Below are 11,694 nucleotides of genomic sequence, written 5' to 3' on the forward strand. Positions count from 1 at the left end.
TAAAAGATAGCGGCCGCCAAAAAGAGGGGCTAAATATCATCTCGTGCCCGACCTGCGGGCGTTTGCAGGCTGATCTGATGGCCGCGGTAAAGCTCGTCGAGGAAAAAACCAAGCACATCAAAGAGCCGCTAAACGTCTCGGTGATGGGCTGCGTCGTAAACGCGATCGGCGAAGCTAAGGGTGCGGACGTGGCGATAGCATTTGGCAAAGGAAACGGCATGATAATGCGCAAAGGCGAGGTGGTCGCGAGGCTGCCCGAGAGCGAGCTAGTCGATAGATTTTTACTAGAGATCGACGACGAGATAAAGTCGCGCGAGGCACACTAAATTAAAGGAAAAATATGCAAACTACGACATTTCACATCGAAATACCAAGCGACAGAAGCGATCTAATCGCGATAGCTACCACGCTGTCAAACGAAGTAAAAAAGCTAATTGCGGTCGATAAATTAAAAAGTAAAAAGAGCGCGCCAAGTCTTGAAATCATGCGATTTGCAGGCATAGTAAAGGGTAAGGCTGGTCAAAATTTAGACGATATAAAAGAGCTAAAAATCGCCGATAAAAAATATATGAAAAAAAGATACGGCATAGATGGCTAAAATTTTCCTTGATAGCAATATTTTGATCGATTTTTTAGTCGAAGAAAGAGGCGCTCTAAATTTGGCAGCCGTTAAACTTTTTGAAAATTTTAGTGCTAGTGACACTATTTGTTACTCATTCGGTAGTATAAGCGATGTGGCTTACGTGCTAAAAAAATGTTATAAAATTTCAGACAGAATTATTTTGGATTTTTTTAGCGCATTATCGCGGACATCAAATTTTAAATGTCTACCGCTGTCTAGTGACGGGCTATCGATGGCGTGCGAATACGCAAAGAGCGAATTAAAGTCGGGGCGCAAGATAGACTTTGAGGATGTTTTGCAGTATTTTTGCGCGCTAGAGGGCGGCTGTGAGGCTATCGTCACGAATGACAAAACCTTTCCAAAACTACAAATAGCCTTAAAGCGCACGGATGCTAATCTTGAAGATTACGCGCCAAAACAAAAAAAATAAACGGATAAAAAATGGCAAAAGAAAACATCGATATGCATAACCTCTACGACCTGGATATGGAGCGCGCGATCCTCGCGTCTATCATCTATAGCGCGGATAATCTAAGCGAGATTTTCGATATCCTAAGCCCGTTTGATTTTTACCTGCGCGCTCACGGCGACGTTTACGACGCGATGGTAAAGTGCCTAAATGAAAATTTGCCTGTAGAAACGGGATTTTTAAAAACCAAGCTGGGAAGTAAATTTGACGAAAACGTGATGAGCGAGATCATCGGCACGAACTCGATCCTGGACGTCAAAAAGTACGCTAACGAAATCAAAGAAAAATCTATCAAGCGAAGCCTCGTCAAAATCGCGCACCAGATACCTAGCAAAGTGAGCGAGGATAAGCCCAGCCGCGATATGGTGGACGAGCTGAGTCAGAGTTTTTATTCGCTAGTGGACGGACAGAGCGCGGGCATCGTAAAGGACGCTGCTGTCATCATCGCAGACGTCATCGCTCACCTAGAAAAGCAAAAACTGCTCGAAGACAAGGACATCGTAGGCATCGACACGGGCTTTCGCCAACTAAACGAGATGACGAAGGGCTTTAAGCACGGCGATCTCATCATCATCGCGGCGCGTCCCGGTATGGGCAAAACGACGATCTGCCTAAATTTAATGAACCACGTGCTGATGCGAGGCGGCGGAGTCGTATTTTTCTCGCTTGAGATGCCCGCCGAGCAGATCATGCTGCGTATGCTAAGCGCTAAAACCTCGATCCCGCTACAAAATATAATGACTGCTAAAATGGACGACGAGGAGTGGTCGCGCCTAAGCGACGCGTGCGAGGATATGTCTAGTCGCAAGCTTTTCGTCTACGACAGCGGCTACGTAAACATCCACCAGATCCGCACGCAAATGCGCAAGCTCAAGTCCGCCCACCCAGAGATCACTCTATGCGTCATCGACTATATCGGCCTCATGATGGCTACGTCAAATTTCTCCGACCGCCACCTGCAGATCGCCGAAATCTCGCGCGGACTAAAGCTACTAGCACGCGAACTAGACATGCCTATCATCGCGCTTAGCCAGCTAAACCGCAGTCTGGAGTCGCGCGCTAACAAACGCCCGATGCTAAGCGACCTGCGCGAATCAGGCGCCATCGAGCAAGACGCCGATATGATACTTTTCGTCTACCGCGACGAGGTTTACCGCGAGCAGGAGGAGAAGGAAGCCGAGAAAAAGGCACACGCCGAGGGCAAGGAGTACGTGCGTAAATTTGTCCCCAATAAGATCGAAGAGGACGCCGAAATCATCGTGGGCAAGAACCGAAACGGTCCGGTCGGTACGGTTGAAGTAATATTTCAGAAGGAATTTACGCGCTTTGTCGATAAGAGCTTTGGCGCCGCGCATGTGGCGGAGTTTAATCCAAACGCCTAAAATGCGAAGCCTAAAGCCAAAATTTGCAAAAGCCGCAGCGTAAATCTATCTTTGAAAACGCGCGCGAGGTTTATACATTTTGCCTTGCGTGCGCCGCCCTGTTTGCGCTAAATTTGGGCTTTAGCTACTATAAATTTTGCGAATTTAAAGCCCAAAACGGCGTCATCTTACAAGCTAAAATTTTACAAAACTATGAAAAAACGAACGTAAAAGGCAAAATTTACCGCGTTTTAAAGCTTAAAACGCGTGATTTTAGCTTTTATACGACGACGCTGGCGGACTTTGACGCGCAAGCTAACGAGCAAATTTTAATCGGTGCCGAAAACAAAAACGTCAAATTTAAAGAGTATCTAAGCGGCTCGTTTTTTATGCCAAGCTACGGTATCTCGGAGCTTCGCTACGTCGCCAGCCCTGAGCCGTTGCGAGATAGAATTTATGATTTTATCTCCGCGCAGCACGAAAGCGAAAAAATGACCGAGCTTTTTACCGCGCTTTTTCTTGCCGCACCCGTCGGTAAGGAGTTGCGCCAAGACGTAAATTTCTACGGCGTAGCGCACCTGATCGCGATTTCGGGTTATCATTTGGGACTGATTTTTGGCTTTTTATATTTTATCATGCGTCCGATTTACCGCTATTTTCAGGCACGATATTTTCCGTATCGAAACGCCAAATTTGACCTCTCGGCCGCGATCTTTGCGGTTTTGTTTTGTTACCTTGCGCTGATTGGCTTCGTGCCGTCATTTTTGCGGGCGTTTTTGATGAGCTTGCTGGCTCTGTTTTTACTCGCTAGAAACGTGCGCGTCGTGAGCTTTGAGCTTCTTTTTACAGTGATTTGCGCCGCCATAGCGCTGATGCCGAGTCTGCTTTTTAGCGTCGGATTTTACTTTTCTTGCATGGGCGTGTTTTATATTTATCTGTATTTGCGGCACTTTGGCGGGCGATTTTCAAATATAAGCAACGCTATCTTGCTAAATTTTTGGGTATTTTCGGCGATGATTTTGCCCGTGCTTTACTTTTTCCCGCTCGTTAGCGCCCAGCAGCTAGCCGTCTTGCCGCTTACGCCGCTTTTTAGCTTGTTTTATCCGATTGGCGCGCTTTTGCACGCATTTGGCGCAGGCGGCGCGCTTGATGAGTATTTGCTAGAATTTCTCTCATGGCGCGCAAAGGGGGTAAATTTAAGCGTGCCGTTTTGGTTGTTTTTGCTCTATAATGCGCTTAGCCTAGCAAGCGTCAAAAGCAAAATTTTAGCCGCCGTTATCGTGCCGCTAAATTTACTTTGCTTTGCCGTGCTTTTTTAAGCTTCTTTGTCGCTCTCGCCCGCTTTTTCCAGATACGCGCACAGCTTCACGCCGTAGAGAAATATGATCCACGACACGTAAATCCACACGAAAAACAGCAACACCACCGAAAACGAGCCGTAGATGCTAAGATAGGTTTTGTTGTTTGCAGCGTAAAAGACGAAGATATTTTTGCCCAGATACCAGATGAGCGAGGCGACAAATGAGCTAAAAAGCGCGTTTTTTAGGGCGATTTGGCGGTTTATCGAGATGAGATAGGTCACGCAAAATATCGCCCAGATGATGAGGTATGGAAAGATACTTATGAAATTTATCCACTTCGTGTAGTCGCTGGAGTTTAGTATATCTTGAAATAAATTTGAGAGATAAAAACTAAGCCCAAGTCCCAAAGGAGCTAGCGTTATGAGCGTCCAATACGTGCTTAGCGAGTTCCAAAATTTGCGGCTACTCGTGTGCATGATGCGGTTGATGACGTATTCGTAATCGGCAAAAAACATGATCGAAGTAAAGATAATCGCGCCAAGGCCTAGGATGCCAAGGCTCGAGCTGTTTTGTAAAAAGGTCTCGATGTAGTTTGAGATCGCGTCTTGGTTTGAGGGTAGCAGCTGGGCGAATATAAATTCCTTAATCTTGGCGTAATAGACGCTAAAGCTAGGCATCTGCGTAAAGAGCGAGAGTGAGATGAGTAGCACGGGGATGATGGAAAGCATCGTGTGAAAGCTCAGGCTAGATGCGTAGTGCAGTAGCTGCTTGTCCTTGATCTTTAGCATCGCCGTGAGCCAAATTTTAAGCGTTTGTTTTATCTTTTCAAATTTTTGCGGGTTCATCTTAAATCCTTAAATTTGAGGTATTTTACAATGATAAATTTAAATTTAAGCTGGGCGGGCGGCGTCTTTGGTTTCCGAGATTTCGACTAGTTTTTTAAATATCAAAGTTTCTAAAAAATCTACGTCTTTTCGCGAATACAAAAATCCTGCACCAAAACCTCTTTTGCTGTTTTCGCCTCTTATTTTGATGATTTTTACGCCCCTTACAAAGGCTATACCGTAAGTCATCTCGTCAAATTTTATCTTTTCGGCGTGTCTAAACGGCAAAACCTCCCACTCTTTGGAGATGCCGTCTTTTTCTATCCTAATGCCTTTTTGTATCAGTGTTATAAATGCCAAAAATATGGAGCAAACGGCTACGACGTTACCAAGCGTTATTTGAGATTTGTTTTTTTGTAGATATCCGTCAATGCATCTTGGATCGTCTTTTTCAAAGCACATTAGATTTACGCTCTGTGATTTGGCCTCCTGCGAGCAAACTATGTCATCGTAATAAAAACAAGGTATAGGCTTGCCGTTATATTTTTCTAAATGCGATCCTTCGTCAAATAGTCCCATAACGCCAAAGCCTAGGCACATTATAAATATGGGTAGTTTTAAAAGAGGATTAGGGGAGATAAGCAAGGCTCCGCGATCGACGGTTTTGTATGATTTATTTTTTATAAAAAGCGGGGCAAGGACGCCGACACCTACCGCAACGTAGATCATAAATACGGCAAAATCAGCTACGCCTTGCGCCAAATTTACAGCCCCATCTTAAACGGGTTTAGGATATTGTTCGGATCAAACGCCTTTTTGATACTTCTAAAAAGCTCCATCTCAGCAGGCGTAAAGGCAAGCGGCATAAATTCGGCCTTGCTGATACCGATGCCGTGCTCGCCGCTAAGCGTGCCGCCCAGCTCCACCGCGATCTTAAAAATTTCCTCGATCGCCTTGTGTCCGCTCTCCACCTGCGCAGGGTCGGCTTTGTCCACGACCATGACGTTGGTGTGTACGTTGCCATCCCCAGTGTGGCCGAAGCACGGCACCTGCACGCCGTATTTTTCAGCGACGCCGCCTATGCGCTCTAGCAACTCTGGTAGCTTTGAGCGCGGCACCGTAATGTCCTCGTTTAGTTTTAAATTTCCGTAGATATTTATCGCCTGCGAGCAGTTGCGGCGGGCAAACCAGATGTCGTTTCGCTCGCTCTCGTCCTTGGCGCGTCTAAATTCGCTAGCGCCGTTTTCTCTAAACACTCTCTCTATCGTGGCTAGATCCTGCTCTAGGCCGTCTAAAACGTCGCCGTCTACATCCGTTATCAGCAAGGCGCCCGCGTCTTGCGGTAGGCCTTTGTTAAATTTAGTCTCGACCGCGCGTATACAAAGAGCGTCTAAAAACTCCATGGCTACGGGCGTCACGCCTGCTGCCATAGTCTTATAAACGGCGTTCATCGCGGCGTTTACGCTAGGGAAAATTCCCATCGCCGTTTTTCTAAATTTAGGCTTTGCGATGAGTTTTAACGTGATTTCGGTTATTACCGCTAGCGTGCCCTCGCTGGCGATGAGGATGCCTGCGATATTGTATCCCGCGACGTCTTTTATCGTGCGTTTGCCGGCGCGGATCACTTCGCCGTTAGGTAGCACCGCTCGCAGCGCCATGACGTAGTCTTTGGTGATGCCGTATTTTGCCGCCCGCATGCCGCCCGCGTTTTCGCTGACGTTGCCGCCTAGCGTCGAGTATTCCTGGCTAGCGGGATCTGGCGGGTAGAAAAGGCCTAGTTTCTCGGCTTCGCGCTGCAAATTTATATTTATACAGCCAGGTTGCACGACTGCGACCATGTTTTGCATGTCGATTTCTAGGATTTTATTCATATGCTTTTCAAATGCAAGCACCACGCCGCCCTCGTGCGCTAGCGCCCCGCCCGTAAAGCCGCTGCCAGCACCCCTAGGCACGATAATGATTTTATTTTCGTTGCAGTACTTTAAAATCTCGCTAACGTCGCGCTCGTCTCTAGGGAAAAGCACGCCGTCTGGTAAATGCCGCTTTTTCGTCGCGTCGTAGCAGTATGCGATCCTGTGCGCGTCGTCGAAGTAGGCGTTGTCCGCGCCTAGTAAATTTATAAAAAATTTAGCGTGTTTTTCGTGCATTATTTATCTTTTAAAAGAGCTTTGTAGTGGCGGTCAAAGTCGCTGATCTGCTCCGAGCCCCATTTCCAAAATACCGTATCGATGTCCTTGACGCGAGTGTAAAAAGGCAGCTGGTAGTATTTGACCGCGCCGCTTTGGAAGCGTTTTAGCGGCTCGAAACTCTGGCAGTCGGCAAAAAGCGCTTCGTTGTTCATAGCGATAAATATTAACCCCGCAGCGCTTTGGTTGCACATTTTGCGAAAGTCGTCGCGGCTAGGGTTTGGCTTATACTCGTAGCTTAGATACGATCCCACGATGTCCGGGTGGATAAAGGTGATGTCTTTAAACGCGTTCGTTACTTCGGCGTAAATTTCTTTGTTCGGTACGACGATGAGCGAGCGGTTGTAGAGGTAGTTTAGGATGATCTCGTCGCCGCTTTTAGGTAAAATTCCTGGTATCGGCAGGGCTTTTTGCGCTAACGTGTCAAATACCTCGAATCGTACCTTTGCAAAGCCGCCGCCTTTTTGCGTGACGACCGCGCGGGCTATGATAGAGCTTTGAGCGCCGTCAAATTTGTGCATCACGACGCCGCTACTACCTACGACGATATCTGAGCCATCTATGATCGTGCCTACGCCCTCATCCACGCTTATCAGCGGGGCTTTATACTCTCTCATCGAAAACTCGGCCGCAAAGCTAAGGCAAGCCGCCGCTAAAAATAAAAGAAATTTTTTCAAAATTTATCTCCTGAAAGTTTGAAATTTTAGCGCTCATTATATCTGAAACTGGCTTAGTTTTGCAAAATGTAAGTAATTTTCGAGTAAAATACGGCTTTTAAATCAAGGGATTTTATGAAGAAATTTTCATTAGCTTTACTGCTGGCGGTAAATTTATTCGCCGCCTCGCCTATACAATCTACCGTCCAGGAGCTTAGCTGGCCTAGCGGAGATACGTTTTTAACTTTTTTGGAGAAAAATTCCATCCCCCTTTCTCTTTATTATGATATGGATTCGGACGATAAGGAGTTTGTAAGCGAGATAAAAGCGGGCATATCGTATCAAATTTTAAGAGACGAAAAAGGCGGGATAAGCCAGGTGCTAATCCCCGTAAACGAAGAACTTCAAGCGCAAATTTATAAAGATAACGACGGAAAGTATAATTTTCAGCTTTCCTCGATCTCGTATCAGACGCATAGGCGCGTGCTTAGTATGCCTATTACGGTTTCGCCTTCGCAAGATATCCAAGACGCTACGGGCAGTGCGGCTTTGGCACACGGATTTTATCTGGCGATGAAGAACGAAGTGCCGGAAAGCGAGTTTAAAAAGCTAAAAAAAGGCGACAGGCTCGCGATGGAATACACGCAAAAAACTAGGCTCGGACGAACGTTTGGCATACCGGAAATACACTGGGCGTCGATACAAATCGGCGATAAAAAATACGTCACGTATAAATTCGAAAACAAATACTACGACAAAAGCGGCAAGAAAAACGATAAATTTTTGCTAACTAGACCGATCGCAAACGCTCGTATTACCTCGCCTTTTACGCCCAAGCGCTATCATCCGATACTAAAGCGCTATAAGGCCCATCTAGGCGTGGACTACGGCGCTCCTAAAGGCACTCCGATAAAGGCCGCAGGCGAGGGTACGGTAAAATTCGTCGGTACTAAAAGCGGCTACGGCAAGGTAGTAATACTAGGTCACACTAGCGGTTACGAGACGCTATATGCGCACACTAGCGGCTTTGCTAAAGGTATAAAAAGCGGAGTAAAAGTTAAGCAAGGTCAGCTCATCGCATATGTGGGAAACACGGGTATGAGTACGGGTTCGCACCTGCATTTCGGCGTTTATAAAAACGGTAACGCTATAAACCCAGAGACCGAGATAAAGGTAGCTAAAAGCGTATTTGCCTTAAATGAAAGCGCTAAATTTCAAAAATATATAAAACAGTTTGAAAACAAGATAAAAGAGTATGCCAACAAGGATGAAATCCCTGAAAAAGAGCAGAAATTTGATGCGGCGATGGACTGGGAGCATCCTATAACCGAGCCAAAAACAGACGTAAATTTGACGATGACGGATGCAAATTCTACCTTTTCTAGCGGAGATTTAAATTTAACTACGGAGACGAAAAGGGCAGAGGAAAATTTAACTAACATCGGCTCTTTAAAAACCGATATAAATTTGACAAAAGAGACAAAGGGTGACAACAAGGGAGACAATGCGACCAAAACCGAAGCAAATTTGACGAGCGAGCTCGCAAGCGGCAGCGACGATGCAAATTTGACGGACTCAAATTTAACCAAGTCCGAGTCAAATTTAACGGAGCAGCCCAAAGCAGAAAGCAACTCCTCTGGAACCAAAACGGACGCGAACGAAACGGCAAATTTAGCCGCGGCAAAATCAGCAAAACCGGAGTCAAATTTAACCTCTGCAAAAGCGTCAAACAAGGCGGCAAGCAAGACTGAGCCAAAAAAATCAAGCAAAGAGGCGAAAAAATCTGAGTCAAATTCGTCCGCTAAAAATAAAGACAAAACAAAACAGACGGATAAGAAAAAGGACAAAACAAATAAAGAAACCAAAACCGAGTCCAAAAAGAAAAAAGACGTAAACGCCAGCAAAGATAAGTCCAAAAAGCAAAAACGGACCGCCGATAAAAAGGCTAAATCAAAAGATAAAACCGCCGAGTCAAGCGACAAAAAGAGCAAATGATGGAAGAAAACGAGCAATTAAACGAAGCCAAAGAGCTGCTAGACTCGCACCTAAACGAGACGATCGATAAGGAGCTAAGCCCCGCCGACCTTGCCCAGCACCTAAAAACGCTTAAAAAGCACGATGAGGAGCTATTTGGCGAATACCTCGAAAAGCTCGACCCAGAGATCCTGGGCGACGTAGCGATGGAGATGCCAGATCACATGCTAAAGGACGTGATCGAGCAGATACCTAGCGACAAGATCATCGAGGCGATCGAGGAGCTAGAGAGTGATGACGCGGCCGAGCTTTTGGAGTATATCGAGGAGATCGACGAGCAAAAGGCTAAAGAGCTCTTTGACGGCCTGGACAAGGACGATCAGGAGGAGATTTTACGTATCCGCAGCTACGACGAGGGCGAAGCGGGCGCGTTCATGCAGACGGAGCTTTTTAGTGCGCATATCGACGAGCAGCTAAAAACGGCGGTCGAGCGGCTAAGGCGCGAGAAGGAAGAGGGCAAACTAGAAAACGTCTCGCAGCTTTTTATCACCGATAAAAAGGGTGTTTTGCTCCATGCGGTGCCGCTTGAGGATCTGATACTATTTGATTTTAACCAAACCTTAAGAGAGATCATCGCAAAGAGCGAAGAGGATAAATATAAACCCAACGTGGCCGTAGATAACGAGCCTATCGAGACGGTCGTAGAAACGGTCGAAAACTACGATATGAACTCGATCGCGGTCGTCGATAGCAAGGGTTATTTGCTAGGTCGTATCACAACAGACGACATCCACGACTTTATAAAAGAGAGCGCCACGGAGCAAATTTATAACCTAGCCGGCGTCGACGACGAAGCTGAGGAAGAGGATACGAGCCTGGTTAAGGCCACTCGCGCGCGCGCCGTTTGGCTACTTATAAATTTATTTACCGCGCTTATTAGCTCATCGATCATCGGGCTTTTTGACGAGACGATAGCTAGCTACGTAGCACTCGCGGTATTGATGCCTATCGTCGCATCAATGGGCGGAAATACCGGCACGCAGGCGCTTACGGTTACCGTGCGCCGACTAACTCTGGGAGAGATTGAGTTTAAAAACGCCGCAAATGCGCTAAAACGCGAGGTTGGCATCGCGCTTATAAACGGACTAACCTTTGCATTTTTGATGGGCGTTATAGCTTCTTTGTGGTTTAACCGCCCGATGCTAGGCGTCGTTATCGGCGCTTCGATGTTGATAAATTTGTTTTTCGCCGGATTTTTTGGTACTTTGATACCGCTAACCTTAAAGAAATTTGATATCGATCCCGCCGTCGGCTCGGCCGTGCTGCTTACCACCGTTACCGACACGGTCGGCTTTTTTAGCTTTTTAGGACTGGCAAAATGGATACTTCTGTAAAAAATATCAAGATAGAAAATTTAACCGCCCCGCGCTATGTAAAGCCATATCAAATTTCCTTTGATCTGTGCGAAAAGTCCGTCAAATGGGAGTGTATCAAGGCCCACGATAGCGTCTCGGTACTGCTTTATCACGAGGACAAGGACGCGTTTTTGCTGGTTAAGCAGTTTCGTCCCGCCGTTTGGTTTAATCTGCAAGAAGGACGCGAGCTAAATTTGACGCAAAAGGGCGACGAGGGCTACACATATGAGCTTTGCGCAGGTCTGATGGATAAAGGCAAGAGCGAGGAGCAGACCGTCATCGAGGAGATCGCCGAGGAGACGGGCTTTGCCGTGAGCAAGGTCGAGCGCATAACATCCACTCGCGGCGCGCTGGGATTTGGCGGAGCGAAGCAGACAATGTTTTTTGCCGTGATAAACGACGCGATGAAGATCGGCGAGGGCGGCGGCATAGACGGCGAAAATATCGAGCCCGTTTACGTGTCGCTTGAGCGGGCGCGGGAGTTTATGTTTGACGAAACCAAAACCAAGGCTACGGGGCTAATGTTTGCTTTTATGTGGTTTTTTGATAGAATGGGCAGATAGTTTGCGCCAAATTTTAGATTTCGCGAAAAATAATCAAATTTAAGGAAAATAAATGCTAAAGAAAATAGTTTGCGTCGCTTTTTTGGCGTCCTCGGCTTTTGCCGCCGTGCCTGCTTTCGAGGAGGCGAGCGCGGAGTTAGCTCAAAACAACTACGACAACGCCTTAAAGCTCTTTGAAAAGTCTTGCTATGAGGAGAAAAATATCGTAGGCTGCTATGCCGCGGGCTTTATAAACATTAACGCCTATTCGCAAAACTCTAGCGAGGCAAAAGGCTTCGAGCAGTTTTCAAAAGCTTGCGATGCGGGCGATATGGACGGTTGCA

Annotated in this window: 12 protein-coding genes and 1 pseudogene; 9 read left to right on the top strand and 4 right to left on the bottom strand. The window is 46.7% G+C overall.

The genetic code is table 11. The features are described 5' to 3' along the window. From Q0546_RS06690 to Q0546_RS06710, 5 genes are all read left to right on the top strand, one after another. Positions 1-326: flavodoxin-dependent (E)-4-hydroxy-3-methylbut-2-enyl-diphosphate synthase (locus Q0546_RS06690; protein ID WP_298791618.1), on the top strand; the 326-nt coding region annotated here is incomplete at its 5' end. Positions 327-340: 14 nt separating this feature from the next. Continuing rightward, on the top strand, positions 341-598 hold the full coding sequence (locus Q0546_RS06695; protein ID WP_298791620.1) for a hypothetical protein: 258 nt from the start codon (positions 341-343) through the stop codon (positions 596-598). After that, on the top strand, positions 591-1,052 hold the full coding sequence (locus Q0546_RS06700) for a type II toxin-antitoxin system VapC family toxin (RefSeq protein WP_298791621.1): 462 nt from the start codon (positions 591-593) through the stop codon (positions 1,050-1,052). Before Q0546_RS06695 ends, Q0546_RS06700 begins: the two co-directional genes overlap by 8 nt. A gap of 11 nt (positions 1,053-1,063) precedes the next feature. Next, positions 1,064-2,473 carry a replicative DNA helicase gene (locus Q0546_RS06705; protein WP_298791622.1) on the top strand — a complete coding sequence of 470 codons (1,410 nt, stop codon included), beginning with the start codon at positions 1,064-1,066 and terminating at the stop codon, positions 2,471-2,473. 23 nt (positions 2,474-2,496) lie between these two features. Then, entirely contained in the window at positions 2,497-3,771 is a 1,275-nt protein-coding gene (locus Q0546_RS06710) for a ComEC/Rec2 family competence protein (RefSeq protein WP_298791623.1), read from the top strand. Here the strand turns inward: Q0546_RS06710 and Q0546_RS06715 are convergent. Genes Q0546_RS06715 through Q0546_RS06730 form a run of 4 tightly spaced genes read right to left on the bottom strand, consistent with a single transcriptional unit; the run spans position 3,768 to position 7,440 of the window. After that, positions 3,768-4,598 (bottom strand): YihY family inner membrane protein, encoded by an 831-nt coding sequence (locus Q0546_RS06715; RefSeq protein WP_298791624.1) that lies wholly within the window; start codon positions 4,596-4,598, stop codon positions 3,768-3,770. The genes Q0546_RS06710 and Q0546_RS06715 overlap by 4 nt on opposite strands. 45 nt (positions 4,599-4,643) lie before the next feature. Beyond that, positions 4,644-5,339: a hypothetical protein gene (locus Q0546_RS06720; protein WP_298791625.1), complete on the bottom strand. Its 696-nt coding sequence runs from the start codon at positions 5,337-5,339 to the stop codon at positions 4,644-4,646. Positions 5,340-5,341: 2 nt separating this feature from the next. After that, positions 5,342-6,724 (bottom strand): FAD-linked oxidase C-terminal domain-containing protein, encoded by a 1,383-nt coding sequence (locus Q0546_RS06725; protein WP_298791627.1) that lies wholly within the window; start codon positions 6,722-6,724, stop codon positions 5,342-5,344. Further along, positions 6,724-7,440: a plasminogen-binding N-terminal domain-containing protein gene (locus Q0546_RS06730; protein WP_298791629.1), complete on the bottom strand. Its 717-nt coding sequence runs from the start codon at positions 7,438-7,440 to the stop codon at positions 6,724-6,726. The genes Q0546_RS06725 and Q0546_RS06730 overlap by 1 nt, the downstream gene beginning before the upstream one ends. Before the next feature lie 114 nt (positions 7,441-7,554). Between Q0546_RS06730 and Q0546_RS06735 the strand changes: the two genes are divergently transcribed. From Q0546_RS06735 to Q0546_RS06750, 4 genes and pseudogenes are all read left to right on the top strand, one after another. Next, positions 7,555-9,414: a peptidoglycan DD-metalloendopeptidase family protein gene (locus tag Q0546_RS06735; protein WP_298791631.1), complete on the top strand. Its 1,860-nt coding sequence runs from the start codon at positions 7,555-7,557 to the stop codon at positions 9,412-9,414. After that, the gene (gene mgtE, locus Q0546_RS06740; RefSeq protein WP_298791633.1) at positions 9,414-10,787 is read left to right on the top strand and encodes a magnesium transporter; all 1,374 of its coding nucleotides are present in this window, start codon (positions 9,414-9,416) and stop codon (positions 10,785-10,787) included. Before Q0546_RS06735 ends, mgtE begins: the two co-directional genes overlap by 1 nt. Beyond that, on the top strand, positions 10,772-11,371 hold the full coding sequence (locus Q0546_RS06745; RefSeq protein ID WP_298791635.1) for an NUDIX hydrolase: 600 nt from the start codon (positions 10,772-10,774) through the stop codon (positions 11,369-11,371). The genes mgtE and Q0546_RS06745 overlap by 16 nt, the downstream gene beginning before the upstream one ends. Positions 11,372-11,423: 52 nt before the next feature. After that, positions 11,424-11,694 (top strand): annotated as a pseudogene (locus tag Q0546_RS06750) (sel1 repeat family protein); the annotation flags it as partial.

Source organism: uncultured Campylobacter sp., assembly GCF_937997465.1.
GTDB lineage: Bacteria > Campylobacterota > Campylobacteria > Campylobacterales > Campylobacteraceae > Campylobacter_A.

What these genes read in the sequence shown, in the direction of transcription:
- Q0546_RS06695 (WP_298791620.1), top strand. Translation starts at nt 341, where the DNA reads ATGCAAACTACGACATTTCACATCGAAATACCAAGCGACAGAAGCGAT.
- Q0546_RS06700 (WP_298791621.1), top strand. Translation starts at nt 591, where the DNA reads ATGGCTAAAATTTTCCTTGATAGCAATATTTTGATCGATTTTTTAGTC.
- Q0546_RS06705 (WP_298791622.1), top strand. Translation starts at nt 1,064, where the DNA reads ATGGCAAAAGAAAACATCGATATGCATAACCTCTACGACCTGGATATG.
- Q0546_RS06715 (WP_298791624.1), bottom strand. Translation starts at nt 4,598, where the DNA reads ATGAACCCGCAAAAATTTGAAAAGATAAAACAAACGCTTAAAATTTGG.
- Q0546_RS06725 (WP_298791627.1), bottom strand. Translation starts at nt 6,724, where the DNA reads ATGCACGAAAAACACGCTAAATTTTTTATAAATTTACTAGGCGCGGAC.
- Q0546_RS06735 (WP_298791631.1), top strand. Translation starts at nt 7,555, where the DNA reads ATGAAGAAATTTTCATTAGCTTTACTGCTGGCGGTAAATTTATTCGCC.
- mgtE (WP_298791633.1), top strand. Translation starts at nt 9,414, where the DNA reads ATGGAAGAAAACGAGCAATTAAACGAAGCCAAAGAGCTGCTAGACTCG.
- Q0546_RS06745 (WP_298791635.1), top strand. Translation starts at nt 10,772, where the DNA reads ATGGATACTTCTGTAAAAAATATCAAGATAGAAAATTTAACCGCCCCG.